This is a genomic window from Nostocoides sp. F2B08, from assembly GCF_009184895.1.
GTDB lineage: Bacteria > Actinomycetota > Actinomycetes > Actinomycetales > Dermatophilaceae > F2B08.
Genome location: NZ_WESE01000006.1, coordinates 170,251 through 196,851 on the forward strand (window position 1 = coordinate 170,251; position 26,601 = coordinate 196,851).

At 70.7% G+C, this 26,601-nt stretch carries 22 protein-coding genes and 1 riboswitch; of the genes, 14 read left to right on the forward strand and 8 right to left on the reverse strand.

Annotation, left to right across the window (positions count from 1 at the left end; translation table 11 throughout):
* Positions 1-19: 19 nt before the first annotated feature.
* Genes GA707_RS14535 through GA707_RS14545 form a run of 3 tightly spaced genes read right to left on the reverse strand, consistent with a single transcriptional unit; the run spans position 20 to position 3,725 of the window.
* Complete coding sequence (locus tag GA707_RS14535; protein ID WP_193315347.1) at positions 20-904, reverse strand: ECF transporter S component; 885 nt, start codon at positions 902-904, stop codon at positions 20-22.
* Positions 901-2,568 carry an ABC transporter ATP-binding protein gene (locus tag GA707_RS14540; RefSeq protein ID WP_152179162.1) on the reverse strand — a complete coding sequence of 556 codons (1,668 nt, stop codon included), beginning with the start codon at positions 2,566-2,568 and terminating at the stop codon, positions 901-903. Before GA707_RS14540 ends, GA707_RS14535 begins: the two co-directional genes overlap by 4 nt.
* A complete protein-coding gene (locus GA707_RS14545; protein WP_226963817.1) occupies positions 2,565-3,725 on the reverse strand; it encodes an energy-coupling factor transporter transmembrane component T in 1,161 nt (386 codons plus the stop codon). Before GA707_RS14545 ends, GA707_RS14540 begins: the two co-directional genes overlap by 4 nt.
* Positions 3,726-3,740: 15 nt before the next feature.
* Here GA707_RS14545 and GA707_RS20915 point away from each other — a divergent pair, with 15 nt between their 5' ends.
* Entirely contained in the window at positions 3,741-4,289 is a 549-nt protein-coding gene (locus GA707_RS20915) for a hypothetical protein (RefSeq protein WP_193315358.1), read from the forward strand.
* Between the two features lie 361 nt (positions 4,290-4,650).
* Here the strand turns inward: GA707_RS20915 and GA707_RS14550 are convergent, their stop codons facing one another.
* Entirely contained in the window at positions 4,651-5,970 is a 1,320-nt protein-coding gene (locus GA707_RS14550; protein ID WP_152179163.1) for a peptidase, read from the reverse strand.
* A gap of 122 nt (positions 5,971-6,092) precedes the next feature.
* Positions 6,093-6,178: riboswitch (cobalamin riboswitch) on the reverse strand.
* A gap of 116 nt (positions 6,179-6,294) precedes the next feature.
* On the opposite strand from GA707_RS14550, the gene GA707_RS14555 reads away from it, so the two are divergent.
* The 4 genes from GA707_RS14555 to GA707_RS14570 all read left to right on the forward strand — a co-directional run bounded on the left by GA707_RS14555 (position 6,295) and on the right by GA707_RS14570 (position 11,942).
* On the forward strand, positions 6,295-6,597 hold the full coding sequence (locus GA707_RS14555) for a type II toxin-antitoxin system Phd/YefM family antitoxin (RefSeq protein WP_152179164.1): 303 nt from the start codon (positions 6,295-6,297) through the stop codon (positions 6,595-6,597).
* A complete protein-coding gene (locus GA707_RS14560; RefSeq protein ID WP_152179165.1) occupies positions 6,594-6,863 on the forward strand; it encodes a type II toxin-antitoxin system RelE/ParE family toxin in 270 nt (89 codons plus the stop codon). The genes GA707_RS14555 and GA707_RS14560 overlap by 4 nt, the downstream gene beginning before the upstream one ends.
* A 306-nt stretch (positions 6,864-7,169) precedes the next feature.
* On the forward strand, positions 7,170-10,526 hold the full coding sequence (gene ileS / locus GA707_RS14565; RefSeq protein WP_152179166.1) for an isoleucine--tRNA ligase: 3,357 nt from the start codon (positions 7,170-7,172) through the stop codon (positions 10,524-10,526).
* A 15-nt stretch (positions 10,527-10,541) separates the two neighbouring features.
* Positions 10,542-11,942, forward strand: a complete 1,401-nt coding sequence (locus GA707_RS14570; protein WP_152179167.1) for a folylpolyglutamate synthase/dihydrofolate synthase family protein — start codon at positions 10,542-10,544, stop codon at positions 11,940-11,942.
* Positions 11,943-11,950: 8 nt separating this feature from the next.
* Here the strand turns inward: GA707_RS14570 and GA707_RS14575 are convergent, their stop codons facing one another.
* On the reverse strand, positions 11,951-13,309 hold the full coding sequence (locus tag GA707_RS14575; RefSeq protein WP_152179168.1) for an HNH endonuclease signature motif containing protein: 1,359 nt from the start codon (positions 13,307-13,309) through the stop codon (positions 11,951-11,953).
* Positions 13,310-13,486: 177 nt separating this feature from the next.
* On the opposite strand from GA707_RS14575, the gene GA707_RS14580 reads away from it, so the two are divergent.
* Positions 13,487-15,049, forward strand: coding sequence for a DASS family sodium-coupled anion symporter (locus GA707_RS14580; RefSeq protein ID WP_226963818.1), 1,563 nt, complete (start codon positions 13,487-13,489; stop codon positions 15,047-15,049).
* A 72-nt stretch (positions 15,050-15,121) separates the two neighbouring features.
* On the opposite strand, the gene GA707_RS14585 is transcribed toward GA707_RS14580, so the two are convergent.
* Entirely contained in the window at positions 15,122-16,711 is a 1,590-nt protein-coding gene (locus GA707_RS14585; protein WP_152179170.1) for a hypothetical protein, read from the reverse strand.
* Positions 16,712-16,841: 130 nt separating this feature from the next.
* Here GA707_RS14585 and GA707_RS14590 point away from each other — a divergent pair, with 130 nt between their 5' ends.
* From GA707_RS14590 to GA707_RS14620, 7 genes are all read left to right on the forward strand, one after another.
* Positions 16,842-17,243, forward strand: coding sequence for a DUF4233 domain-containing protein (locus tag GA707_RS14590; protein ID WP_152179171.1), 402 nt, complete (start codon positions 16,842-16,844; stop codon positions 17,241-17,243).
* 9 nt (positions 17,244-17,252) lie between these two features.
* Positions 17,253-17,687, forward strand: coding sequence for a nucleoside-diphosphate kinase (gene ndk, locus GA707_RS14595; RefSeq protein ID WP_152179172.1), 435 nt, complete (start codon positions 17,253-17,255; stop codon positions 17,685-17,687).
* 192 nt (positions 17,688-17,879) lie between these two features.
* A complete protein-coding gene (locus GA707_RS14600) occupies positions 17,880-18,491 on the forward strand; it encodes a CueP family metal-binding protein (protein WP_152179173.1) in 612 nt (203 codons plus the stop codon).
* 501 nt (positions 18,492-18,992) lie between these two features.
* Positions 18,993-20,024, forward strand: coding sequence for a rod shape-determining protein (locus GA707_RS14605; protein WP_152179174.1), 1,032 nt, complete (start codon positions 18,993-18,995; stop codon positions 20,022-20,024).
* A complete protein-coding gene (gene mreC, locus GA707_RS14610) occupies positions 20,021-20,872 on the forward strand; it encodes a rod shape-determining protein MreC (protein ID WP_152179175.1) in 852 nt (283 codons plus the stop codon). The genes GA707_RS14605 and mreC overlap by 4 nt, the downstream gene beginning before the upstream one ends.
* Positions 20,869-21,351, forward strand: coding sequence for a hypothetical protein (locus GA707_RS14615; protein WP_152179176.1), 483 nt, complete (start codon positions 20,869-20,871; stop codon positions 21,349-21,351). Before mreC ends, GA707_RS14615 begins: the two co-directional genes overlap by 4 nt.
* On the forward strand, positions 21,345-23,450 hold the full coding sequence (locus GA707_RS14620) for a penicillin-binding transpeptidase domain-containing protein (protein WP_152179177.1): 2,106 nt from the start codon (positions 21,345-21,347) through the stop codon (positions 23,448-23,450). Before GA707_RS14615 ends, GA707_RS14620 begins: the two co-directional genes overlap by 7 nt.
* 98 nt (positions 23,451-23,548) lie before the next feature.
* Here the strand turns inward: GA707_RS14620 and GA707_RS14625 are convergent, their stop codons facing one another.
* On the reverse strand, positions 23,549-24,208 hold the full coding sequence (locus tag GA707_RS14625; protein ID WP_152179178.1) for a DUF305 domain-containing protein: 660 nt from the start codon (positions 24,206-24,208) through the stop codon (positions 23,549-23,551).
* 84 nt (positions 24,209-24,292) lie between these two features.
* The gene (locus GA707_RS14630; RefSeq protein WP_152179179.1) at positions 24,293-25,684 is read right to left on the reverse strand and encodes an LVIVD repeat-containing protein; all 1,392 of its coding nucleotides are present in this window, start codon (positions 25,682-25,684) and stop codon (positions 24,293-24,295) included.
* A 310-nt stretch (positions 25,685-25,994) separates the two neighbouring features.
* On the opposite strand from GA707_RS14630, the gene GA707_RS21565 reads away from it, so the two are divergent.
* On the forward strand, positions 25,995-26,570 hold the full coding sequence (locus tag GA707_RS21565) for a low molecular weight phosphatase family protein (RefSeq protein WP_193315349.1): 576 nt from the start codon (positions 25,995-25,997) through the stop codon (positions 26,568-26,570).
* Positions 26,571-26,601: the final 31 nt, after the last annotated feature.

The following is a 26,601-nucleotide window of genomic DNA, read 5'->3' on the forward strand; positions in this document are numbered from 1 at the left end:
CCTACCAGGCGGGTCGTGGTCAGGCGGAGTCCGCCGGGGTGGGAGCGCGGTCGAAGGCCGCGCGGCGGGCGATCCGCCGCAGGGCGGACAGGACCGCGGGGCCGACGAGGAGGATGGCGAGGGAGTTCGTCACGGCGCGCCCGATGTCCCAGCCGAGCGAGGTGACCAGGGTGAAGAGGACGAAGCGCTGGAGGTTCTCGACGACGGGTGCGCCGGCCTCGTAGGACAGCTGGGTCTCGAGGCCGACGGCGAACGGCCAGAAGGAGAAGTTCATCAGCAGGCCGTACGCCAGGGCGGCGACGATCCCGTATGCGACGAGCATCCCGATCTCGGCCCTGCCCCTCAGGCGTGGCAACAGTCCCGCGCCGAGACCCACCCAGGCCGCGGCCATCATCTGGAACGGCAGCCACGGCCCGACGCCGCCGGTGAGGAGCGCCGAGCCGAGCAGGGTGGTGGAGCCGAGCACGAAGCCGAAGCCCGGACCGTAGACCCGGCCGGCGAGGATGATGAGGAAGAAGACGGTCTCCAGGCCCGCGGTGCCCGCGCCGAGCGGCCGCAGGACGGCGCCGACGGCGGAGAGGACGCCGAGCATGGCGATCGCCTTGACGTCGAAGCCGCCACGGGCGATCTCGGCGAGGACGACGACGACGAAGAGCGGGAGCAGCGCGGCGAGGATGAGCGGCGCGGTCGCCGCGTCGTCGAGGCCGGAGCCGGGGGTGACGAGCAGCGGCCAGAGGAAGGACGCGAGCCCGACCAGGCTGACCAGGGCGATCGAGAGGCGGGCGCTGAGGTGAAGGTGGACCAGGCGGGTGCGGGACGGGCGCGACGGGGACGACGGAGGCACGGCTGGGGTCGCGCGCGGAGGCGCAGCCGAGGTGGTGCTCTGAGGGCGGGTGACCGTCATCGGGACGCACCCGCCTCGACGAGTGCGGCCCGGACGTCGTCGACGGTCAGCCACGGGGCGGGGGCGAGGACCTTGCTGACCTGGGGCGCGAACGCCGGCGAGGAGACGAGGATCTCGTGCGGGTCCCCGTCGGCGACGACCTCTCCCTCGGCCATGACGAGCACCCGGTCGGCGACACCGGCGGCGAACTCGACGTCGTGGGTGGAGACGACGACGCACCGTCCGGCCACGACCATGTCGCGGAGCACGCGGGTCAGTGCGGCCTTGGCGGGGTAGTCCAGGCCGCGGGTCGGCTCGTCGAGCATGACGACGCCCGGCTCGCCGGTCAGCTGCACCGCGAGCACGAGGGCGAGGCGCTGGCCTTCGGACAGGTCGCGCGGATGGCTCGCCGGGTCGATGCCGGGGACCATCGCGCCGAGCAGCCCGGCGCAGGTGCCCGGGGCGGCGCCGCTCTCGGCGTCGGCCTGGTCGCACTCGGACGCGACGGTCTCGAGGTAGAGCAGGTCGCTCGCCGACTGGGGGACGAGGGTGATCGCGCGGCGACGCTCGGCGGGCGGGAGATCGGCCGGGTCACCGCGGTGCGGGACGGTGGAGCCCGGCGTGCCGAGTCGCACCGTGCCGGACGTGCGCGGACCGGAGCCCTGGATGGCCCACAGCAGCGAGGACTTGCCGGCGCCGTTGCGGCCCATGATCACGCTGACCGTGCCGGTGTCGAAGCCGACCGTGACGTCCGAGACCGCGGGGACGTCGCCATAGCGGACGACGAGCCGCTCGGCGCTGACGGCGGTCGACGCGGGTCGTGGACTCTCGACGGGCGCGCTCTCGACCGAGGGGAGGGCGGAGCCGTCGCGGGCGGCGCGGCGGCGAGCGTCGCGGATCGACAGCGGCACCGGGGACCAGTGCAGCAGCCGGGCCAGCTCGACGACGGGCGGGGCGACCCGGGCGTCGGCCATGATCTCGGCGGGCGAGCCGTGCCGGACCGTCCCCGTGGCGCCGACCTCGATGATCGAGTCCGCGAGGTGGATGACCCGCTCGATCCGGTGCTCGGCGACGACGACGGTCACCCCGAGGTCGTGGACGAGCCGGGAGAGCGCCGCGAGGACGTCCTCGGCGCCGGTCGGGTCGAGGGCCGAGGTCGGCTCGTCGAGGACGAGGATCCGTGGATGGGCGGTCAGGACCGACCCGATGGCGACCCGCTGCTGCTGACCGCCGGACAGGTCACGCAGGCTCGCGTGACGCAGCTCGGCGATACCGAGCAGGTCGAGGGTCTCCTCGACCCTCTTGCGCATGACCGCAGGGGGCAGGCCGATCTGTTCCATCGCATACGCGAGCTCCTCCTCGACGGTGTCGGTGACGAAGCCCGCCAGCGGGTTCTGCCCGACGACCCCGACGACGTCGGCGAGGTCACGCGGCCGGTGCTCGCGCAGGTCGCGCCCGGCGACCTCGACCCGGCCGCGCAGCAGCCCGCCGGTGAAGTGCGGCACGTGTCCGCCGAGCAGGCCGAGCAGCGTCGACTTGCCCGAGCCGGTCGGGCCGATGACGAGCACGAGCTCGCCCTCCTCGACCTGCAGGCGCACGTCGCGCAGCGTCGGCTGAGCGGCGAGCTCGTCGCCCAGGCTGTCGCCGTAGGTGAGCGTGACGTCCTCGAGCCGGATCAGCGTCATGCCGCCACCTCCTGCGGCTCCCGGGTCCGCGGGACCGCGCGGGCGGTCCTGGGCGGCGGGGTGAGGACCGCGGGCGCGGCGGCGACGAGCAGGCCCAGCACCGCGAGCGGCGGCAGCGCCGGCCAGCCGAGCGGTTCGAGCGGCATGGTCAGAGCGTCGGGAGTGCTCCGCCGCACCGCGAGAACGGCCGCGACGACCACCATCCCGCTCACCACGGTCAGCCACTCCGGCGCCGCCCACGGATCGGGTCGGTATGCGGTGCGCCGGACCAGCCGGCCCGCCCGCCTGAGTCCGGCCCAGGTGACGAGAAGACCCGCGGCGAGCAGTGGCCACGAGAGCACGCTGAACCCGACCGTCGTGAACACCCCGTAGAGCCCGAGCATCGCGACGACGAGCCCGCCGAGGGTGAGCGCGGTGGTGACCCGCTCGGCGGCCGGGGTGGCGTGGTCGCGGCGGCCGTAGCCGCGGGCGTCCATCGAGGCGGCGAGCTGGATCGAGCGCTCCAGGGTGTCGTGCAGGACGGGGATCGCGATGTGCCGCAGGCCGCGGAGCCCGCGACGGTGGTCGCCGCGCAGGGTGCGGGCGCGCATGACCCGCACGACGCTCTCGGCCAGCTGGGGGGCGACGCTGACGGCGACGACGAGGGCGGTGCCGATGTCGTGCAGCGCCCCGGGGAAGGCGCGGAGCAATCGCTTGGGGTTGGCGAGGGCGTTGGCGGCGCCGATGCAGGCGATGATCGTCGCGAGCCGCAGACCCTCGACCATCGCGCGGAGCAGACCCTCGAGGTAGACCGGGCCGCCCAGGGTGATGCCGGCGGCCCACGACGGCAGCTCGAGCTCGGGCAGGCTGAACAGGAGGATCGTGCCGGTCTTGAGCCCGACGAGGATGTGCAGGACCACGCGGATGGCGATGATGACGCCGCCGAGGACGAGGTAGTACCGGAACGCGCGCGCGAAGGGCGAGTCACCGCGGCGGGACGTGACGACGAGGACGAGGACGGCGACGATCAGCAGGAGCAGCAGCGGGTTCGTCGTCACACTGGCGACGACGGCGAGCGAGAGCGCCCACCCCCACCACGCCGCGGGGTGCAGCGGGCGGGGGAGGGCCGCGAACGTCGCGTTCGCGAGGGTGCTCAGGCTGCTGCGCGTCGTCGCCACCCCATCCAGCCGGCGGTGCCGAGTAGTGCCCCGACCACGCCGAGCCCGGCGAGGGTCGGCAGCATCGACTCCGGGCCTGCGGCAGTCGATGACCCACCCCCGGCTCCGGAGCCGGGGAGAGTCCCTGCGGCGAGCTCGGTCTCGGTCTCGGTCGTTGCCTCGGTCGTCGGCGCCGTGGGCGTCGCGGTGGTCGGGTCGGGCGACGTCGTGGGCGACGCCGACGTGCTCGCCGACGAGGGCGACGGCGACGAGGTGGCCGTGGCAGCGGAACCGGCCGGCGCCGCAGTGCCGCTGCTGGTCGAGCCGCTGCTGCTCGACCTGCTGCTGCTCGAAGAGGACGAGCTCGTCGACGGACGTGGTGCGCTCGACGAGGTCGACGGCTTCGGGCTCGTCGTGCTCGGCTTCGGCGCGGGGGCGGGCTTCGGCGAGGGTGCCGGCGCCGGCTTCGGCGCCGGTGCGGAGACCGCCGGTGGCGCCACCGCCGGGGGCGCGCCGGCCCCGAACGACCAGCCCTCGACCGTGCCCGGTGCCGGGTTGCGGCCGAAACCACCGGCCGAGCTGTAGGTCCACGAGCCGCCGGGCTGCGCATACCAGTAGGACCAGTAGGCGCTGGTCGGCGGCGTTCGCACGCACGGGTCGGAGGCGGGCGCGCCGTCGATCCGGCACACGAACCCGGGCTGGGTCTGCACCTGGGTGACGGCGAACCCGGCACCCGTCAGGGCAGCCGCGCCGCTACCCGGGTCGCCGGGGGAGCAGCGCACGCTCGTGCTGCCGTTCGGGTACGTCACGACGACGGTGACGCCGCTCGCGGTCGACTCGCACGCGGCCGCCTGCGCCGGCGGCGCGGCGACGAGGACGCCGCCGCCCGCCAGCGCGAGGGCCGCGAGCGCGCTTGACCCACGCCGCGCAGAAGTCAGCCGCGCGGTCATCGGTGGGCGCCGCGCCGTGCGGTGGCTGCGGCCGCACCCCCGCCGGCCAGGACGAGCAGCCCGGCGAGGGCGAGCGCCGACACCGGGATGGAGGTCGCCTGCGGCAGGTCGGTCTCGACCACCGGACCGGTGACGATCGGTGCGGCGGTCGGCGCGGCACCGTCGGTGGGCTCGTCGGTCGGGGTGCCGGTCGGCCCGGGCTCGGACGCGCAGGTCGGGGCCGGAGCCGTGTCGGCGGCGCCCTCGGCGGTCACCTCGAACAGCGGGGTGCCCGCGAGCGCGAGGAGCGCCTGGGTCGTCGAGCGCCGGTCCTGGTCGATCGGCGTCGCCTCGGCGCCGGCGGCCTCCTGGACGGCGTAGGCGGCCGGGTCGTAGGCGATGCCGCCGCGCAGCGCGTCGGGGAAGGTGCAGCCGTACTGCAGCCCCGAGATGTATGCGCCGGCCAGCTCCGCCTCGGCCGTGCGCCCACCCGCGACGAAGGCCTGGCCGGCGAGCCCGGTGCTGTTGGCGTTCGGTGCGGTCTGGGGGGCGCCTCCGCCGACTCCTCCGTCAGCACCCTGCGCCGAGGCGAGGAAGTCGAGGCCGGCCTCGATGCTGTCGGCCGGTCCGCCGACGGCGATGAGGGCCTGGACGGCGAGCGCTGTGGCGTCCGGGTCGCTGTTCGCGGCGTCGGTGCAGGGGCTGTCGTCCATGTACAGCTGGAAGCCGCCGCCGGGGCACTGCTGCTCGCCGAGGAAGGCGACCGACTCCGGGCTGGGCTCGATCCCCGCGCGCTCGAGGCCGATGAGCGCGAGCGACTGCCCGAAGGTGTTGGAGAAGTCGCCCCACTGGGAGTCGTCGCTGAACCGGCCGGTCTCGGTCTCGAGGGACTGCAGGGTGCCGAGGAGGTCGGTGCCGCCGAAGTCGCTCGGGTCAAGGCCCTGGACGAGGGCCACGTTGACGAGCTTGGCGACCGAGCCGGCGTAGATCTCGTTCGGGTCGCCGAAGCCGATGTAGTTGACGACGTTGGCGGCGAGGTAGTCGGTCGCCTGGCGGGCCTCGGCCTGTCCGGTGCCGGCGGCGGCGAGGGCGAGCACGGCGTCGGCGGTCACCCCGTAGTCGACGGAGGTGCCGAAGTCCGTCTCGAGGGAGAAGTGGCTGCCGCCGGCCTCGAGCTGCTGCTGGAGGTAGTAGGCGGCGGACGTCCCGGGTTCGGGGAGAGTCTCGGCCGACGCATTCGTCGTGAGTGCGCCGGTGAGGGTCAGTCCGGCCGCGAGGGCGACAGCCGCAGTCGTGCGGGTCGCCACAGGTGCGCGGCGGAGGGTGGAGGTGGTCATGGAGACCATGCCTTTCGCTAGCGGATCCGTGACGGACCCCGCCTAGTCGCACGCGCATACGAGCGAAAGACCGGGCTCGTCCCGCATTCCTCGACGGTAAGAAGAGCCGCTTGCACCTGCCGAGGCATTCCGACTCGTCCGCGTCCGCCGGGGCGGAGCGTGGACCTACGGCTGCGGGTCAGTGCCGGACTTGGACCGGGCTTCCCCTCAGCGGGTGCACGTGGTGGTCCCGAAGGACCTACGGCTCACTGTAGCGGAGCCGGGACGGGTGCGGGACCAGCCGCGATTCATGAATAGACCAGAATTGTGGTCTATCGTAGGGGGATGCAGACACTCCCGATCAGCGCCGCCAAGGCCCGCCTCAGCGAACTCGTCGATGAGGTCGTGACGACGGGTGAGCACGTGACGATCACCCGGAACGGCACGCCGGCTGCGGTTCTCATCAGTGCCGACGAGTGGGAGGCGCTGCAGGAGACGCTCCATTGGCTGTCGGTGCCGGGAATTCGCGACGCCATCGCTGAGGCGGACGCCGACTACGCGGCCGGCCGGACCGTGACTGTCGATCAGCTCAAGGCGGAGATGGCCACGGAGCGACGTGGTCCCGGACTGGGGGCAACGGCCCCGTGACGTGGGAGGTCGTCCTCGCATCGGCCGCTCAGCGTGACCTCGCTCTTCTGCCGCATCGCGTCGTGCCGGGCATCCTCGAGTTCTGCGCCAGGCTGCTGGCGCAGAACCCGCACCGGGTGGGAAGGCCGTCGGGCGGGGAACTGGACGGCCTGCACAGCGCACGGCGAGGGGACTACCGGATCCTCTACCGGATCGTCGAGGCCGACGGGAGTGTTCTCGTGGTCCGGATCGCCCACCGAGCCACGGCATACCGGTCCCGAGGCTGAGTCGGCCGGCCCCTCGCGCCGCCCGCTGGTTTCGGTGCCGGCGGTGTGGGCAAGTACACTTTCGACCCACAGGCGTTCGAGCCGTCATCAGCGGCGAGCTTCCGGAAGAACGGGCGTCCCTGCTCTCGATCACAAGGGTGGGGCGCCTCACTAGACCCGGACGGGTGGCCCGTCACAGCCTCCAATGAGCGGCCGGAGAGATCTCGCTCCGGCAAGCGAGGTGGTACCGCGGTGTCCTGCTCGACGATCTCGAGCGGAGCGTCGTCCTCGACCGACCCGACCACCGCATACAGGAGATCCCTCGCCATGGCCTATCCCAAAGTGTCCCATGTTTTCGACGGATCCACGCAGGCCGTGCCGTCCGCGCCGTCCTTCCCCGCCGTCGAGCAGGCGGTGCTGAAGTACTGGGACGCGGACGGGACGTTCATCGCCTCGGTCGAGAACCGCGACGCGGGGGAGAACGGCGACAACGAGTTCGTCTTCTATGACGGCCCGCCGTTCGCCAACGGCCTGCCGCACTACGGGCACCTGCTGACCGGGTACGTCAAGGACGTCGTTCCGCGCTACTTCACGATGCGTGGCCGCCGGGTCGAGCGCCGTTTCGGCTGGGACACCCACGGTCTGCCGGCCGAGCTCGAGGCGATGAGCCAGCTCGGCATCAAGACGACCGACGAGATCCGCGAGATGGGCATCTCGGCGTTCAACGAGAAGTGCCGCGAGTCGGTGTTCCAGTACACGAACGAGTGGCGCGACTACGTCACCCGCCAGGCCCGCTGGGTCGACTTCGACAACGACTACAAGACCCTCGACGTCGACTACATGGAGAGCGTCATCTGGGCCTTCAAGCAGCTGCACGAGAAGGGTCTCGCCTACGAGGGCTTCCGCGTCCTGCCGTACTGCTGGAACGACCAGACGCCGCTGTCGAACCACGAGCTGCGCATGGACGAGGACGTCTACCAGATGCGCCAGGACCCGGCCGTCACCATCGGCTGCCGCCTCGTCGACGGTCCGCAGGCCGGTGCGCACGTACTCGTGTGGACGACGACGCCGTGGACCTTGACCTGCAACCTCGCGATCATGGTCGGCGAGGACATCGAGTATGCGGTGGTCGAGTCCTCGCTCCCCACCGGCAACCCGGAGCGCTACATCATCGCGACCGAGCGGATGCAGGCCTACGCCCGCGAGTTCACCGGCGACGCCAAGGGCGATGTGTCGGAGCTCGTCGTCGAGCGGCTGCAGGGCTCGGACCTCCTCGGCTGGCGCTACGCCCCGCCGATGGACTACTACCTCGGGCACGAGAACGCGTTCCGGATCGTGCCGGCCGAGTTCGTCACGACGACGGACGGCACCGGCCTGGTCCACACCGCCGGCGCCTTCGGTGAGGAGGACAAGCAGATCACCGACCGCGAGGGGATCGAGGTCGTCGTCCCGGTCGGGATCGACGGCTGCTTCACCTACCCGGTGACCGAGTACGAGAACATGCTCGTCCTCGACGCGAACCTGCCGATCATCGACCACCTCAAGGCGCGCACCCACGTCGACGCCGGCCGGCTGCCTGAGGGCACGACGGCCGCCGACGTCGACACCGGCGCGATCACGCCGGGGACGGTGCTGCTGCGCCGGGAGACCTACGACCACTCCTACCCGCACTGCTGGCGGTGCCGCGAGCCCCTGATCTACATGGCGGTCTCGAGCTGGTTCGTCTCGACGACGACGATCCGCGACGAGATGCTCGCGCTCAACCAGGAGATCACCTGGGTGCCGGGTCACGTCAAGGACGGCCAGTTCGGCAAGTGGCTGGAGAACACCCGCGACTGGTCGATCTCGCGCAACCGGTTCTGGGGGAGCCCGATCCCGGTGTGGAAGTCGGACAACCCGGAGTACCCGCGCATCGACGTCTACGGCTCGCTCGAGGAGATCGAGCGCGACTTCGGCCGCCTGCCGTTGAACGACAACGGGGAGCCGGACCTGCACCGGCCGTTCATCGACGAGCTGACCCGGCCCAACCCGGACGACCCGACCGGCACGTCCACGATGCGCCGCGTCACGGACGTCTTCGACTGCTGGTTCGAGTCGGGGTCGATGTCGTTCGCGCAGGTGCACTACCCGTTCGCGAACGCCGAGTGGTTCGAGCACCACTTCCCGGGCGACTTCATCGTCGAGTACATCGGCCAGACCCGTGGCTGGTTCTACACGATGCACATCCTCGGCACCGCGCTGTTCAACCGGCCGGCGTTCCAGTCCTGTGTCAGCCACGGCATCGTCCTGGGCAACGACGGGCTGAAGATGAGCAAGTCGCTGCGCAACTACCCGGACGTGCGCGAGGTGTTCGACCGCGACGGCGCCGACGCGATGCGCTGGTTCCTCATGTCGAGCCCGATCCTGCGGGGCGGCAACCTCATCGTCACCGAGGAGCTCATCCGCGGCGGCGTCCGCCAGGCCCTCATCCCGCTGTGGAACTCGTGGTACTTCTTCTCGCTCTACGCGAACGCCGCCGGCTACGAGGCGCGCTGGTCGACCGACTCCACGCACGACCTGGACCGCTACATCCTCGCCAAGCTCGGCGACTACGTGCGCGGGTCGCAGGACGCGCAGGACGTCTACGACATCGCGCGGGCCTGCGACCTGACCCGCGAGTTCCTCGAGCTGCTGACGAACTGGTACATCCGCCGGGGCCGCGCCCGGTTCTGGGCCGCCGACGGGCAGGTCGACGAGTCGTCGCGGCAGGCCTTCGACACGCTCTACACCGTCCTCGAGACGGTGTGCCGGGTCGCCGCGCCGTTGCTGCCGCTCGTCACGGAGGAGATCTGGCGTGGCCTGACCGGCGAGCGCTCGGTGCACCTGACCGACTGGCCGGAGGCGGACGTGTTCCCGACCGACCCCAAGCTCGTCGAGGCGATGGACCGCATCCAGACCGTGTGCTCGACGGTGTCGTCGCTGCGCAAGGCGCAGAACCTGCGGGTCCGCCAGCCGCTGGCCGCGCTCACGCTCGTCACGCCGTCCGCGGACGCGATGGAGCCGCTGCGCGGCATCGTCGCCGACGAGGTCAATGTCAAGGAGATCTCGGTCGTCGACGTCGAGAACGCGCACGAGACCGACTTCGGCATCGTCCAGCGGCTCGCCGTCAACGCCCGCGCCGCCGGTCCTCGCCTCGGCAAGGACGTCCAGCAGGCGATCCGCGGGTCGAAGTCGGGCGACTGGTCGGTTGACGAGGACGGCACCGTCATCTCCGGCGGCATCGCACTGCAGGAGGGTGAGTATGCACTGGAGACCGTCGTCGACGACGCCCACTCCCACGGTGGTTCGGTCCTGACGTCGGTGTTGCCGGGTGGTGGCTTCGTCGTGCTCGACGCCGAGGTGACCCCGGAGCTCGCCCGCGAGGGTCTGGCGCGCGACATCGTCCGCGCGGTGCAGCAGGCCCGCAAGGACGCGGGGCTCGACGTCAGCGACCGGATCTCGCTCACCGTGACCGGCGGCGAGGCCGTACTCGATGCGACGATCGCGCACCGGGACCTCATCGTCTCGGAGACCCTCGCCAGCCAGTTCGGCGCCTCTGGCTCGCTGGAGGACCTGCCTGCCGCTGACGATGCTGCCGATGGCGGGGTCACGGAGGCGACGGTCGGTGCGGACGAGCGGGTCCGGATCACGCTGGCCCGGGTCTGAGAGGGGCGCTCGCAGATGGCATCGCTTTCCGGACGCCCCGACGCCGCCCAACGCGAGGCGGCTCGCCAGCTCGACCTGCACAAGCGGATGCGTGAGGTCGAGCAGGCGATCCTCGCCCGCACGCCCGAGCACGACCTCGAGCCGTCGCTGGAGCGGATCCAGGCGGTCATGGAGCTGCTCGGCGACCCGCAGCGGTCCTTCCCGTCGATCCACATCACCGGCACGAACGGCAAGACGTCGACCGCTCGGATCATCGAGGCGATCCTTCGGGAGACCGGTCTGAAGACGGGGCGTTTCACCTCGCCGCACCTGCACTCGATCCGGGAGCGGATCTCGATCGCGGGGGAGCCGATCTCGGAGGAGGCGTTCATCCGCGCCTACGACGAGGTCATCCCGTTCATCGAGATGGTGGACGCGCAGTCGGCGCAGACCGGCGCACCGCGGATGACGTACTTCGAGGTCGTCGTCGCCGTCGCCTACGCGGCCTTCGCGGACGCGCCGATCGACATCGCGGTCGTCGAGGTCGGCATGGGCGGTGCGTGGGACGCCACGAACGTCATCGACGCCGACGTCGCCGTCATCACCCCGGTCGACGTCGACCACACCCGCTTCCTCGGCACCACGCCGGAGGAAATCGCCGCGGAGAAGGTCGGCATCGTCAAGCCCGGTGCGGTCGTCGTCTCGGCGCTGCAGCCCCACGAGGACGTCTGGGGGATCATCCGGGCCCGCGCCGGCGAAGTCGACGCCCGACTCGTCGGGGAAGGCATCGACTTCGGCATCCTCACCCGCGAGGTCGCCGTCGGGGGGCAGCTGTTGTCGCTGCGCGGACTCGCCGGTGACTACGAGGATGTCGTCCTGTCGCTGTTCGGGAGGCATCAGGCGGCCAACGCCATGGTCGCGGTCGCCGCGGTGGAGGCCTTCCTCGGTGGTGGAACGCAGCAGCTCAACCACGAGGTGCTCGCCGCCGCACTGGCCAAGGTCGAGTCTCCCGGTCGTCTGGAGATCGTGCGGCGCTCGCCGACGGTGCTCGTGGACGCGGCCCACAACCCGCACGGGATGGCGGCGCTGCGTGAGGCGCTGTCCGACTCGTTCACGTTCGTGCGCCTCGTCGGCGTCGTCGCAATCTTCGCGGACAAGGATGCGGCGGAGATGCTCGAGATCCTCGAGCCGGCGCTCGATCACGTCGTCGTCACCCGCACGAGCTCGCCGCGCGCCACCGCGCCGGAGACCCTCGGCCAGATCGCCGGTGAGATCTTCGGTGACCACCGCGTCACCGTGGTGCGCGACCTGCCCGACGCCCTCGACGTCGCAGCCGGCATGGCCGACGAGGGCGGCGTCGGGGGAGCGGTCCTGGCCACCGGCTCGGTCGTCACCGCCGCCGAGGTGCGCATGCTGCTCGGCGTCACGAGCGTCTGAACCACAACTCACGCCGCCCACGACGGGCCGTCCAGCCCGCCCGAGGCCCTGTCATAGCTCCCGTGCCGCAGGTCCCACACCACGTATCTGCCGCTCTCGTCGGGGACTTTTCGAATCTCGGCCCCCAACCGGTTGTCGTGGACATAGGTGTGGTGTCTCTGGCAGAGCAGCGCCGCGTTATCGAGGTCGGACAACCCGCCGTCGACCCAGTGCCTGACGTGGTGGACGCGGGTCCACGCTCCCGGTGCGGTGCAGCCGGGGAAGGTGCAGGTCCGGTCGCGCAGCCAGATCGCCCGGCGCTGTGCCCTCGTGAAGAGCCGCTCGACCCGTCCGAGGTCGAGGGCCTCGCTGTCGCCGCCGAGGACCACGGGGATGAGGTCCGCATCGCAGCACATCTTGCGCAGCGTCTCGATGCCGAGCATCGTCCCGGAGGCGCTCGAGGCGAGGACCTCGCCGGCACCCTGATGATTGCGCAGCTCGTCGAGGCCGACGGTGACGAACACGGTCGAAGTCGACTCGGCGGGACCGTCCTTCTTCTCAGCGCTGGTCGACGCGGCCCGGGACGCGAGCTCGAAGAGCGCCTCGGCGCGGCGCTGGCCGTTGCTGCGCAGGTCGCGGTCACCGGTCTCCGGATTCGGGTCAGGCTTGGCCAGCGGACCCAGCGCGGCCTCGAAGATCGTCGCCTGCTCGGGGGTCAGCCCCATCCGGTAGATCGTCAGGTCCCCGGACTCCACCTGCGGCGCTGACAGGAACGCGTGCGGGCGCAGCCGCCTCTGGACGTCGTCGACCTCGTCGGCGAGCCCGTAGGTGGCGAGCATCATGATCCGCAGCTCCCCCAGGGCGGCCCGACCCAACGACACGCCGGCGTCCATCATCGCGGTCGTCACGGTCGGGACGGCCTCGGGAAAGAGCCGGTCCTTCAGCTTGCCCATCTCGTTCAGCACCGCCAAGGCGAGGGGCGGGGCCACCTCACCGGTCACCGCTCGGGCCCACACGAGCGCGAGCGGTGAGTCCGCATCCGTGAAGCCGACCTCACCGTCCAGCCCGCGGGCGCACATGCTCGAGGCGACCTTGTCGACGAGCGTGGCGAGCTGGCCGCACCCGGCCTGCCGCTGGGACGGCGCGTACTCCCACACCCACTCGCGCGTGGTTCTGCCCGCCTCGACGATGACTCCACGCTGCTTCGCCTCGAGAACGACCTCCAGCCGCACCCCACCGGCGGCCGCCGCCAACGCGTCCACCTCGCCGAGCAGCTCTCCCAACTCGCCGCTCCCCGCCTGGTACAGCACCTCGTTCAGAACGCCCAGCGCATCCCGCGCCACAGCGAGCACCTCACGGTGCTCTTCAAGGCTGCGGGGGATCTCCATGACCACACATTACCGAACACATGTTCGAAACGCAACCCGTCAGGCGACCGATGTGGAGAACAACCTGACCGCCCTCGGTGAGCCACGCCACCGCCGAGCCCACTGGGGGAGTGGCGCACCGCATACCGAAGCGGACCAGGTCTCAATAGACTGAGGTGACGATCCAAGGAGAGCATCGTGGCCACCGGACGCCACCTTCGCGAGAAGGCGGCCCGGCGCGCGCCCGGCCACCACGACACCCCGCTCGACCACCACACGGTCCGCATCCGCTGGATCGGTCTCGCGGCAGGCCTCTTCGCCGCAGCCCTGGTCTACACCGCCCTCCCGAACGACCTCGCCACCGCGGCCAAGGTCACCGCCGCCACCGCGACGCTCATGGGCATCTGGTGGATGACCGAGGCGATCCCGATCCCCGCGACGGCGCTCGTGCCGCTCATCGTGTTCCCCATCGCCAGTGACGTGGACATCAATACGGTCGGCGCGAGCTACGGCAACAGCATCATCTTCTTGTTCATGGGCGGCTTCATGCTCGCCCTGGCGATGCAGCGCTGGGACCTGCACCGCCGGATCGCCCTGCGCACGGTGCGCGCCATGGGCACCCGACCGCCGATGGTGGTCGCCGGCTTCATGCTCGCGACGGCGTTCCTGTCGATGTGGGTCTCCAACACCGCCACCGCGGTCATGATGATCCCGATCGGCGTCTCCGTCCTCGTCCTCGTCACCGACATCAGCGCAAGCGCCGAGCCGCCCGCCGACCCTGACCACGAAGAGCAACGCCTCCGTGCGGCCGTCATCGAGTCCGACTTCGGCACCGCGCTCATCCTCGGCATCGCCTACGCCGCGTCGATCGGCTCGCTCGCCACGATCATCGGCACCCCGCCGAACACGCTACTCGTCGGCTACCTGCGCGAGGCGCACGGAATCTCGATCGGTTTCGGCCAGTGGATGCTCGTCGGACTGCCGCTGGCGGCCGTCTTCCTCGCTATCGCCTGGGCGCTCCTCACCAAGGTCCTCTTCCGGCCCGAGATCGACGAGATCCCCGGCGGCCGCGGTCTCATCGACGACGAGATCCGCATTCTCGGCCCGGCCTCGACCGCGGAGAAGCGTGTCGCCGCCGTCTTCACTCTCGCCGCCGTCGCCTGGGTCACGACCCCGCTGATCTGGCCGGACAACACGCCGATCACCGATGCGGGCATCGCGATGGTCGCCGCCTTCCTCCTCTTCGTGCTGCCGGCGGGTGCCCAGCGTGGCGTGCGGGTCCTGCCCTGGCACACCGCCGAGAAGCTGCCGTGGGGCGTGCTGCTCCTCTTCGGCGGCGGGCTGGCGCTCTCGGCGCAGTTCGGCTCATCCGGCCTGACCGAATGGATCGGGGAGCAGACCGCCGGGCTCGGCGGACTGCCGGTCGTCCTCATGCTCGTGATCCTCACCGGTGGCATCATCTTCCTCACCGAGCTGACGTCCAACACCGCGACGGCCGCGACGTTCCTCCCGGTCGCGGGCGGCGTAGCCCTCGGCATCGGCGCCGACCCCCTCCTGCTCGCCATCCCCGTCGCTCTCGCCGCCACCTGTGCGTTCATGCTCCCGGTCGCCACCCCGCCGAACGCCATCGCCTTCGGCTCCGGGTATGTCACGATCGGCCAGATGGTGCGAGGAGGCCTGGGCCTGAACCTGATCGGCATCGTGCTCATCACCTGCGTGGTCCTCACCATCGCTGCCTGGGTGTTCTCGATCGCCTACTGAGCAGGTTTCCCAGACCGGGTATGCGCGGGCCGGCTCCCGCGCCCCGCGCTCGCCTTCGCGGGCTCACGGGGGTCAGAACGGCACGGTCTCGTCGGCCTCCTCAGCCTCGTCCGCATCCTCAGTCTCATCCGCCTCCTCAGTCTCAACCGCCTCATCCGCCTCATCGGCCTCGTCAGTCTCGTCATCAGCCGCCACCGCCTCCGGTCGCAGCCACGACGTCGACGCCAGCCCGAGAGCCTGCCTGATCTGCGTCGCGACCGAGTCCTCGGCGTCGTCCTCCGGGAAGCGGAAGTAGTACGAGTGCGCCACCGCCGGCATCAACCGGTGCCGCCACGGCTTGGTCCCGGGCCGGCCCTGCGTGTTGCCCGTGACGGCGACGTCCTTGATCCCGGTTCCGAACAGCGGCCCGAGCGAACCGCCGAACCAGTCGCCGAACAGCCCCCACTTCACGGGGAAGTACAGGTTCGTCCAGCGCACGACGGCGAACGGCGCTCCCTCGTAGAGCACGCGATACGTCGATCTCTTCCGTGCCCCCTTGCGCCCGGTCCACCACGTCTTGCGCCACGAGTAGAACCGCGTCACGCCGCGGTCGCGGTGGATGTTGTTGTAGTCCGACTCCTCGTCCTGCGGCGGACAGGTCGGCAGCTCACGTCGCTCGATCCGCGCGTCGAAAGAGCGGCCGCCTTTTCCGTGCAGGAGCTGGTCGGCGAAGTACATCGGCGTGCCGGCGCTGATGAAGTCGGTGATGAGCCAAGGGTTGCCCTGGCGCCGGATACCCGACCACAGACCCCGCTGGGCGTCCTGGTACGCGTCGACCAACCCGTCGTCGACCGGCGGACGGTCCGGCAAGGCGCTCGCCGCCTGCTCGAGCTCGAGCAGGCCGTCCAGCTCGTGCTCCCCGGTGCGCCGGCTCGTCTTCGCGTTCATCGTCCCCCACAGGTAGGCGATCCCGTCGTACGCGATGAACGCCCCGAGGCTGTGCCCGACGAGGACGATCCGGTCATACCGCGGGGCCGTCGAGTCGTGCAGAGCCTGCACCATCTCGACCAGACCTTTCCGGATGTCCCGGCGAACCGCATACGAGCGCGGACTGGTGTCGAGATAGCGCACGACGTCGACGAAGCTCGAGGTGAGCCACCGGGGGAGGACCCGGGAGAACAGGTAGGACAGCGCGGCGGCGACCAGGCCACCGGAGACCAGTGCGGTGATCGCCTCGGTCAGCGGGTTGTCCGCGCCGATGACCTTGCCCTCGAACGGGCCCCACAGCACGGCCCAGACCGTCCACAGGATCAGGGCCCAGGCGATGACCCACAGGCCCTTGAGGCCGTACGGCACGCGCGTGGGCCACTGCAACAGGATCCGGCGGAAGGTCGGCCACAGGTCGTCGAGCCGGTTGCCCTGCATCTTGTCGGCCCAGTGGTACTCGAAGACGTCGGTCTGCGCATGCCACTCCGGCTGGTCCCGGTCGGCGGGGTATCGCGGCGCGAGGAACCGCCGCGACTCGTAGCTCCCGGTCACCGACTCCGGCCGGGAGTAGTAGACCCGCGTGCCGTCCTCGCCGGGCGCGAGCGCGGTATCGATGAACCCGGTCAGCGTCGAGAGCGGCAGTTGCTCGCCCATGCCGTGGATGACGACGACCGCCTGCCTGACGTCTGCCCTCATGACGACCTCCAGTCCGATGAGACCACCAGTGTGTCGAGCAGGGCCGCCCCCGGCCATCCGTCGTTCGGCCGGAGCATGCGGCCGGACCGCGGTGTGCCGGGAGCGCTGCGCACGCCCGTACCGTAGAGACATGGCATCCGGGTCCGCGATCAGATTCACCGGCACGCTGGGCAAGTTCACCTGGCGCATGCTCGCGACCGTGCTCGTGGGGCAGGCGATCTCGATCAGCCTCGGTGCCATGGTCGCCCGAGGAATCGCGATGGCGAACGAGAACTCCGCGGCGGACACCTATCTCTACGGAGGGCTCGCCCTGGCGGGTCTGTGCATCGTGGCCGCCGGGTTGCTGCGGGGGCCGCTCGGACTGCCGCTGGGATGGGTTGTCCAGGTCCTGACTCTCGCCAGTGCCGTGATCGTGCCCATGATGCTGTTCGTGGGGCTGATGTTCACCGCCTTGTGGGTCATGTGCCTGGTCCAGGGGGACAAGGTCGAGCGGATGATGGCGGAGCGGGAGGCGGCCGCGGCCAGTGGCTAGGCTGTGCGGGTGACCGAATCCTCCGCGCCTGAGCGCTCGCTCGTCCTCGTCAAGCCCGACGGCTTCGCCCGTCGCCTCACCGGGGAGGTGCTGCGCCGGATCGAGGCCAAGGGGTATGCGCTGGTCGCCCTGCGCATCCTCACGCCCACCCGGGAGATGCTCGCCGCCCACTACGCCGAGCACGAGGGCAAGCCGTTCTTCGAGCCGCTGCTCGAGTTCATGTCCTCCGGCCCGGTCACGGCGGTCGTCATCGAGGGGGAGGGCGGCATCCCGGGCTTCCGCGCCATGGCCGGCGCGACGAACCCCACCGACGCGGCCCCCGGCAGCATCCGCGGCGACCTCGGCCGCGACTGGGGCACCAAGGTCCAGCAGAACATCGTCCACGGCTCCGACTCCCCGGAGTCCGCCGCCCGCGAGATCGCGATCTGGTTCCCCGAGCTCTGAGCCGGAGTTTGCATTTCTTCCTCAGGAAAGAAACCCCCGCTTCTGGCAACAAGCTTTCCCTCCGGTAGCCGACGCTTCCTTCCCGAAGATTGCGGGGGCCGTCAGGCATGAGCAGTCGCGTTTGCGCAGGTCGGAACCCTCGCGCGTACATGCCCGTTCGACTCAGCGGCGGCCCGATCGGCAAGGAGAGCCATGACCCGTTCCACCCTCACTCGCTCCACCCTTTCGGTGGCCGCGATCGGCCTGCTCGTCCTCACCGGGTGCTCGAGCGTCCAGGACGAGAGTCCGGCCGCAACCGCAACCACAGCGGCCACCTCCGGGGAGTCCGGGTCCACGGCGTTCCTCGAACAGTTCGGGCTTGACAGCAGCGACGATCCCCGCGACATCGTCACGGCGCTGGACCGCACCAACGACGACCGCGACTCCGGCGTCATGGGCTCGGTGCGCTACGACGCGGTCGTCTTCACGACCGCCGACGGCGAGACCACCGTGCCGATCGAGGACGGGTTCTACCTGGCGCTCGCGCCGTACGTCGACCAGACCCACGACTGCTACTACCACAACCTTGCGACCTGCCAGGGTGAGCTCGTGGGAGAGGACCTCGACGTCACGATCACGACCGACGACGGTGAGGTACTCGTCGACGAGACGGTGACGACCTACGACAACGGCTTCGTCGGCTTCTGGCTGCCGCGGGACATCACCGGCACCATCGAGGTCACCCACGACGGAAGGTCCGTCACCGCGCCCATCGCTACCGGGCCGGACGACCCCACCTGCGTGACGACGCTCCAGCTCACCTGAGCTCTCCTACGCCTCTGGCATGCCACCGTGTCTGGATCGGATGGGTGGTATGCCGATCGCGTGCTATTCGACGCTTTTGGCATGCCGCTGGTGCTGGGTCGGACGGGCGGTATGCCGATCGCGTGCTATTCGACGCTTTTGGCATGCCGCTGGTGCTGGGTCGGACGGGCGGTATGCCGATCGCGTGCTATTCGACGCTGCTGGCATGCTGCCGGGTCTGGGTCGGACGGGCGGTATGCCGATCGCGCGCTATTCGACGCTTGTGGCATGCCACCGATTCTGGATCGGATGGGCGGCATGCCGTTCGCGCGCTATTCGACGCCTCTGGCATGCCGCTGGTGCTGGGTCTGACGGGCGGTATGCCGTTCGCGCGCTATTCGACGCTTGTGGCATGCCACCGGGTCCACCGCCAAGGCGGAAGGCAGCGGCTCGGCAGGTCGACCCGCCACCCTCGGCGTGGCCTGACCGGCAGGGCCATATCCCGCACGTAGCCTGAAACACATGGCGGCATGGTGGTCGAGGCACGGGGTCGGCGACCTCGCGATCGACCTCGGGACCGCCAACACGGTGATCTACCAGCGCGGCCGCGGCATCGTCCTCGACGAGCCGTCCGTCGTCGCCATCGACCGGCGCAGTGGTCGGATGATCGCCGCAGGTCACAAGGCCAAAGAGATGCTCGGCCGCACGCCCGACCACGTCGAGGCGGTGCGCCCGCTCAAGGACGGCGTCGTCAGCGACGCCGAGGTCACCGAGCGGATGCTGCGCTACTTCGTCGAGCAGGTCGGCCCGAGCAAGATCGTCCGCCCGCGCATCGTCATCTGCGTCCCGAGCGAGGTCACCGGAGTCGAGCGCAGGGCACTCGAGGACTCCGCCCTGCGCGCGGGGGCACGCCGGGTCTACATCATCGAGGAGGCCATGGCGGCCGCCCTCGGCGCAGGCCTCCCTGTCAACGAGACCCGCGCCCACCTCGTCGTCGACATCGGCGGCGGGACGACGGACGTCGCGGTCATCAGTCTCGGCGGCATCGTCACGGCCCGCTCGGTCCGGGTCGGCGGCGACGAGATCGACGAGGCGATCATCGCGTTCGTCAAGAGCGAGTACTCCCTCCTCCTCGGCGAACGCAGCGCCGAGGACATCAAGCTCGCCGTAGGCTCGGTCTTCCCGCTCAGCGAGGAGCTCACCACCCGCGTCCGCGGCCGCGACCTCGTCACCGGCCTGCCCAAGACCGTGCAGGTCTCGTCCCCGGACATCCGACGAGCCATCGAGACCCCCGTCATCACCATCACCGACATCGTCCGAACCGTCCTCGACGTCTGCCCTCCCGAGCTCGCCGGCGACATCCTCGACAACGGCGTCACCCTCACCGGAGGCGGCGCCCTGCTCCGCGGTTGGACCGCCCGGCTTCGCCACGAGCTCGGCGTGCCCGTGCGCGTCGCCGACGACCCACTGCAAGCGGTCGCGCGGGGGTCGGGCCGCTGCGTCGAGGACTTCGCCTCGCTCAGTCGGATCCTCGCCGACGTCCGGCGCGGATGACCCACCACCCGCGCCGCCGCCGGTATGCGCTCCTCGCCGGAGCGCTCATCACTCTCCTCCTCATGGGCCTGGACCTCGCCGACCCCGACTCCACCGTCCCGTCCACGCTCCGCTCCGCCGGCGCGGCGGTCACGGGACCGCTTCTCACCGCGGTGGCGGACACGTTCCCGGAGCCACCGGATCACGGCGCCGACCTCGCCGCGACCGGCGCCCGCCTCGCCCTGACCGAGAGCGAGGTCCGGCGCCTCACGGGCATCGTCGACCTGAACACATCCGCCACCCTGGCAGCCGCCACCGACAGTGCCCCTCACGCGGCTCACCGCGTCGTCACCGCCCGCGTCGTCGGTCTCGGCACCCCCACGGCGACCGGCCCGCAGCGCCTCACCATTGACATCGGCGCCCGCGACGGCATCTCCGAGGACCAGACCGTCCTGAACCACGAGGGCCTCGTCGGGCGCACCGTGCTCGTCGGCGCCACCACCGCCGACGTCCTCGTCCTCGGCGCCCAGGACCTCATCGTCGGCGCCCGCACTGACTCCGGACTCCTCGGCACCGTCGGTGCGCCCACCCCGGCGGACGGCGCCCGCGACCCGGGACAGCTCACCTTTTCTGCCATCGCCATCGCACACCTCGAGCCCGGTGACGTCCTCACGACCGTCGGCTCGCCGGACAACAGCCCGTTCGTCGCCGGCATCCCCGTCGGAACGGTCGTCTCCGTCGACCCCGGCACCGGCCGGGTCGGACCAGCCGCCGCCGTCCGCCCCGCCGCCGACATCGCCCGCCTCGACGTCGTCGGCGTCGTCGTCCCAGCCCCAGCCGAGCCCGTATCGGCCGAGGCCGACCGATGACCAACACCCTGCGCATCGCCGCCCTTCTCGCGCTCTCCCTCGCCGGCGCAGTTCTCGTCGTCGCCCTCCGTGCCCGCGGCTGGTCGGCCGTCCCCGAGCTCGCCCTCCTGCCGGTGATCGCCCTCGGCCTGTCCCGCGGCTGGCCCGCCGGCACCGCACTCGGCCTCGCCACGGGCTGGCTGGTCGACCTCGTCCCGCCGGGCGGCGACCCCCTCGGCCTCACCCCCATCCTGTATGCGCTGGCCGGCTCCCTCGCCGGCCGCGCCTCGCGCGTCGGTCCGGTCCCCGTGCGGTGGGTCGCGCTCGTCGTCCTCGGCTCCTCCGCCGTCCCGATAGCCGGACGTCTTCTGCTCGGCGCCACCCAGGGTCAGCAGCTCGACCTCGCCACAGCCGCCCTCACACTCGCGTCCACCACAGTCGCCGGGATCGTGCTCGTCCCACCGTTGCTCGCGCTCGACCGCGGGGAGCCGGCATGGTGAGACCTCCGGACGACCATCGCCGGCCGGGCCCTCACCCCGGACCCGAGCCGACGCCGCGCTCGCGCCACGACCGCCCCAAGGGACGCGGCACCCCCATCCATCGCCTGCGCCGTCGGGTCGTCGTGCTCGTCGTCGTCCTGCTCCTCATGCTCGGCACGCTCGTCGGCCGCCTCACCCAGATCCAGCTGGTCGACTCGGCATCCGCCGCGCCCCTCGCCGCCACATCCGCCTCGGCAGGAGCCGTCGAGGACGCCCTCAGCCGGGCCGAGACAGACCCCTCCCTCACCACTATCACGATCCCCGCCACAAGGGGCCGCATCCTCGACCGCAGCGGAGTTCCGTTGGCGGACAACGAGGCCCGCCCGACCCTCACCCTGGACCGCGCCATCCTCGCCGGCCTCACCGACGACGAGCAGGACCGACTCCTCACGAACCTCGCCGAGGCGCTCGAGACCACCCCCGACCGGCTGCGCGCCCGCACCACATCCTGTGGGGCACCCGACGCCGCACCCCCGCCAGACTGCACCCCGGGATCTCCGGCCGCCCCGGCCACCATCGCGACCGAGGTCACCGCCGAGCAGGCGCTTGCCATCGTCGAACGACCCGACCGTTATCCCGGGGTGAGCATCACGCCGGTGGCGAGCCGCGCATACCCCCACCCGGAGGGTCTGCTCGCGCCGCACGTCCTCGGCTATCTCGCCCCGGGAGAACCCCAGGAAGAACAAGGCCGTACCGGTCTCGAGGAGCAGTACGACGCCGTCCTGCGCGGCACCCCCGGCCACCGGGTCGTCCGCACCGACGCCCGCGGCATCCCGACGGAGGTCGTCGCCGAGCAGCCGCCCACCCCCGGCCGGGACGTCCGCACGCACCTCGACGCGCACCTTCAGGCGACCATCGAAGGAGCCCTCGCCGAGCGGGTCGAGGAGCGCAAAGAGGCGGGCAAGGCCGCCGACGGTGCCGCCGCGGTCGTCATCGACCTGACCGACGGGGGAGTGCGCGCGCTGGCGAGCTATCCGACGTATGACCCCGCGCTCTGGATCGGCGGGATCGACCCGGCCGACTACACCCGCCTCACGGCCCCCGACTCGTCCCAGCCGCTGATCAGCCGGGTGACCGAGGTGGGTCTGCCGCCCGCGTCGACGTTCAAGGTCGTGACGATGCCGGCGGCCGTCAAGGCCGGCACGTCCCTCAGCGCGCTGCACCCGTGCCCGAGCCGCTACGTCATCGGGGGACGCGAGTTCCGCAACTTCCGCTACAACGACTACGGGATGGTCGACTGGCGCGAGGCGATGGCGGTCTCGTGCGACACGATCTTCTACCAGGCGGCCTACGAGTCCTGGCGCGCCCAGGGCGGTATCGAAGCCACCGACGACAGCCGCGACCCGTTCCTGACGACCGCACGAGAGTTCGGCCTCGGCGAGCCGACCGGCATCGACCTGCCGAACGAGGCGAGCGGCGTCGTCCCCGACCGCGCGTGGCGGCAGGCCCGGTGGGAGGCGACCAAGGAGCGGACCTGCGCGCGCGCCCGAACCGGCTACCCCGAGGTCGCCGACGAGGAGCGTCGCGCCTACCTGCACCAGATCGCCAAGGAGAACTGTGTCGACGGCTACCTCTACCGCGGAGGAGACGCCGCGAACTTCAGCATCGGCCAGGGCGACACGTTGACGACGCCGCTGCAGATGGCCCAGGTGTTCGCGGCGGTCGCGACCGGCGGGCCGACGTTCGTCCCGCAGGTCGCCGACGCGTTCGTCGACCCGGTCAGCGAGGCGGTCGAGGACCTCGCGCCGGAGCCGGGCCGCACCGTGCCGCTCGACCCGAAGGTCGGCGCCTATCTGCGCGACTCGCTCGAGGCGGTCGTCACCGAGGGCACCGCCGCCGGACCTTTCGAGGGCTTCCCGCTGGAGCAGTGGCCGGTCGCGGGCAAGACCGGCACGGCGGAGATGGCCGCCGGCAACGACACGTCCTGGTTCGTCTCGTATGCGCCGGCCGGCTCTCCCCGCTACGTCGTCGCCGTGGCGGTCACCCAGGCGGGACTCGGCTCCGAGGCGGCCGTTCCGATCGCGCGACTCATCCATGACGAGCTGCGCCGGATGGAGTAGCCGCGACCCCAAGGCCAAGCCCCGCTCCGAACCGGCCCATCCCCGGACGCCTCTGCAGAGGAAGGCGTCAAGCACCTCCCTCTGCAGAAGCGATGGTCTCAGCCCAGCTCGCTGAGCATCTGCTCCATCTGGTCGATCTGCACGCCTTGTGCGACGAGCATGTCCGTCGCCCAGAACTGCAGGGTCGTGTCGCTTCCGTTGATGAGGACGTCCTCGATCATCGCGAGCGCGCCCTCGTGATGGTCGATCATCAGCTCCAGGTACATCCGGTCGAAGTCGGTGCCGGATGAGGCCGCCAATGCGTCCATCTCCGCAGCGGTCGCCATGCCCATGTGCTCGACATGCATCGGCATCCCGAGCATCATCTCGTAGGCCATCTCGGCATCGGTGACCTCGAGATCGTTCCAGGTCTGCCAGTTCTGCATCATGCCGATCTCGACGGTCTGCTCGACGTCGATGCGGTCGGCGAACGCCTGCAAGGTCTGGTCGCCGCTGCGCTCGGGGGCGAGCTGGCTCATCAGAGTCGCCTGGAAGTGGTGCGGGATCATCATCGCGACGAACTCGCTGTCCGCCGTGTTGAACTCCGGCGGCGGCGCCGGTGCCGTCGTGCTCGTGCTCGTGGTCGGCACCGGATTCTTCGGTGGCTTGCCGCCTCCCTTGCCCGGAGGCGGGTCGGCGTAGGCAACGGCGCCGACGGCCAGGGCTGAGACCAGTCCTGCCACCACTGCGACGCTGCGGGCCTTCTTGGAGAGCTTCATGGTGCTTTTCTCCTGCTCGGTGGTGAAGGGACGATGACCGGTGCCCGTGGCAGAGCACCGGTCATCGTCACCGGAATGCTCGTCCTACAACGCGTACTGCGTCTGGGCGTTGAAGTAGCTCTGCTTGACGCTGTTGGCGCTGGGCAGACCCTTGGTGCCGGTCAGCCTCAGGACGTCGAGCCCCTTCGTGATATCGCTCGAGTAGATGTAGCCGTTGTACCAGTAGGCCGACCAGCTGCCGCCGAGGCCGGGCGGGTCAAGGGCTCCACGGTCGAACCACCCGATCTCGACGGGGTTCGTCGGGTCGGTGAAGTCGAGGATGGAGACGCCGCCCTGGTACCAGGACTGCACCATGATGTCGCGACCCTTGGCCGGGACGATCGAGCCGTTGTGGGCAACACAGTTCTCGGTGTCGGCCTGGTGACGCGGGATCTTGAAGTACTCGATGAACTCCAGCGACCGGTCGTCACCCTCGCCGACGATGTCGAAGATCGCGTTGGCGCCGCGCTCCGGGCCGACGGCCTCGTTGCAGGTCGCACCGCCGCCGCCGCCGAGCTCGTCCGTGAAGATGACCCGGGATGCGTCGTTGTTGAAGGTCGCCGAGTGCCAGAAGGCGAAGTTGGTGTCGGTGACGCTGTCGATGACATACGGCGCGGTCGGGTCGGAGATGTCCATCAGGACTCCCTCGCCCATGCAGGCGCCGGCGGCAAGGTCGAGCTCGGGGTAGACGGTGATGTCGTGGCAACCTGCTGTCCGGCTGATCGCGCCACCGTCGGGGAAGAGGACCACCTTCTCGATCACCGAGGCGGACGCCGGGTCGTCCAGCGGCACCTCGACGATCGAGATCGCGTCGTGCGGAGGCTGACAGTTCGGGAAGACGGCGTTCGGCCCGTACGACGAGATGTAGAGGTAGACGACGTCGTCGCTCTCGCCGGGCACGAGAGTGTGGGTGTGCGAGCCGCAGTCGGTGCGGACCGTGGCGACCTGCTGGACGTTCGACAGGTCGCTCGTGTCGATGATCCGGATCCCCTCCCAGCCGTCGGGGTTGGCGGTCGAGGTCCCGCTGCTCTCGCACGAGTCGTCGGTGCGTGCCGAGTCGACCGACATGAACACCAGGTCGCCGTCCGGGGTGACCGACGGGTCACCCTGACCACCCGGGCAGGCGAACTGCGTGATGAGCTTGGTCTTCTGCGGCTGCTTGATGTCATAAAAGTTCAGGCCACCGTAGGTGCCCTGGATCGCGACGTCGCCGGCGAATGCCAGGTCGCTCTGGAAGACCCCGTCGTTGACTCCCTGCCGCGGGATGTTCGTGACCAGCTGCAGGTTCTTTGTGCTGGCCACCGTGCCCGGCGCGAGTGGCTCGTCGCTCTGAACCACTGCCGAGCTGGCGCTGCCGACCTGAGTGAGGCCGAGCGCTCCGACTACTGCGACCACGCCGGCGAGCCGCCGCAGCCGTTTCCGATCAGAAATGTCCATTGGTGGACCCCCTATTGAGTTGAGCCTGATGAGGAGGCACGGACACGCATCTGACGTGCCCGTATGCCGACGGTATCGGGGATGGCCCGCCTCCGCGCGTCGGAAGGGCGCACCGATTTTCGCGGCACCAGCGAACGCTGACCGGCCCGGCCCGCCACGAGCCCCACGCGAAACCCGTGCGCGACCTGCTCGGATCCGCCCCTTGCCGGGCGAGGCTCCGCATAGGGTTGGAACGGACCCGCACACTGCGGCCCGTCCGGACGATCGGAGCCGGCGGACCGCTGAGGCACGACACGGGAAGGGGGTAAGAGTGTCGATCTCCGGCTCGATCCTCGTCGTCTGCACGGGCAACCTCTGTCGCTCGCCCTACATCGAGAGGCGGCTGCGGCAGGCCCTCGAGGGTACGGAGATCACCATCACGAGCGCGGGGACCACTGCGGTCGTCGGAGAGCCGATGGATCGAGAGAGCGCCATCCTCGTCGAGGGGAGCGGCGGACAGGCCAGGGACTTCCGAGCGCAGCAGCTGCAGCCGGAGCTGATCGCACCGGCCGACCTCGTCCTCGCCGCGGCGCGCGAGCACCGGAGTGCGGTCGTACGCATGCACCCACCGGCACTTCGCACGGCGATGACGATTCGGGACCTCGCCGACCTGCTCACCGGAGTGACGGCGTCGGACGTTCGGGACCAAGACCTGCCGGGAACCTGGGTCAGCCAGGTGCTGACCGTGGCGCAGAGCCGTCGCTCACTGGTGCCGGCGCGCCAGTCGGGAGTCGACATCACCGACCCGATCGGCCGCTCCCGAGGGGCCTTCGAGCGGATGTCCGACGAGGTCGAGTCCGCCCTCCGGGTCATCGTCCCGGTGCTTCGCGGTCCGGTCGAGGACTGAGGCCACCGAGCCGACGGACCTCGTGCCGAGG

What these genes read in the sequence shown, in the direction of transcription:
- GA707_RS14625 (WP_152179178.1), bottom strand. Translation starts at nt 24,208, where the DNA reads ATGAAGCTCTCCAAGAAGGCCCGCAGCGTCGCAGTGGTGGCAGGACTG.
- GA707_RS14540 (WP_152179162.1), bottom strand. Translation starts at nt 2,568, where the DNA reads ATGACGCTGATCCGGCTCGAGGACGTCACGCTCACCTACGGCGACAGC.
- GA707_RS14535 (WP_193315347.1), bottom strand. Translation starts at nt 904, where the DNA reads ATGACGGTCACCCGCCCTCAGAGCACCACCTCGGCTGCGCCTCCGCGC.
- GA707_RS14615 (WP_152179176.1), top strand. Translation starts at nt 20,869, where the DNA reads ATGACCAACACCCTGCGCATCGCCGCCCTTCTCGCGCTCTCCCTCGCC.
- ileS (WP_152179166.1), top strand. Translation starts at nt 7,170, where the DNA reads ATGGCCTATCCCAAAGTGTCCCATGTTTTCGACGGATCCACGCAGGCC.
- GA707_RS14600 (WP_152179173.1), top strand. Translation starts at nt 17,880, where the DNA reads ATGACCCGTTCCACCCTCACTCGCTCCACCCTTTCGGTGGCCGCGATC.
- GA707_RS14575 (WP_152179168.1), bottom strand. Translation starts at nt 13,309, where the DNA reads ATGGAGATCCCCCGCAGCCTTGAAGAGCACCGTGAGGTGCTCGCTGTG.
- GA707_RS14570 (WP_152179167.1), top strand. Translation starts at nt 10,542, where the DNA reads ATGGCATCGCTTTCCGGACGCCCCGACGCCGCCCAACGCGAGGCGGCT.
- GA707_RS14550 (WP_152179163.1), bottom strand. Translation starts at nt 5,970, where the DNA reads ATGACCACCTCCACCCTCCGCCGCGCACCTGTGGCGACCCGCACGACT.
- GA707_RS14620 (WP_152179177.1), top strand. Translation starts at nt 21,345, where the DNA reads ATGGTGAGACCTCCGGACGACCATCGCCGGCCGGGCCCTCACCCCGGA.
- GA707_RS14590 (WP_152179171.1), top strand. Translation starts at nt 16,842, where the DNA reads ATGGCATCCGGGTCCGCGATCAGATTCACCGGCACGCTGGGCAAGTTC.
- GA707_RS14630 (WP_152179179.1), bottom strand. Translation starts at nt 25,684, where the DNA reads ATGGACATTTCTGATCGGAAACGGCTGCGGCGGCTCGCCGGCGTGGTC.
- GA707_RS14555 (WP_152179164.1), top strand. Translation starts at nt 6,295, where the DNA reads ATGCAGACACTCCCGATCAGCGCCGCCAAGGCCCGCCTCAGCGAACTC.
- GA707_RS14605 (WP_152179174.1), top strand. Translation starts at nt 18,993, where the DNA reads ATGGCGGCATGGTGGTCGAGGCACGGGGTCGGCGACCTCGCGATCGAC.
- mreC (WP_152179175.1), top strand. Translation starts at nt 20,021, where the DNA reads ATGACCCACCACCCGCGCCGCCGCCGGTATGCGCTCCTCGCCGGAGCG.
- GA707_RS14585 (WP_152179170.1), bottom strand. Translation starts at nt 16,711, where the DNA reads ATGAGGGCAGACGTCAGGCAGGCGGTCGTCGTCATCCACGGCATGGGC.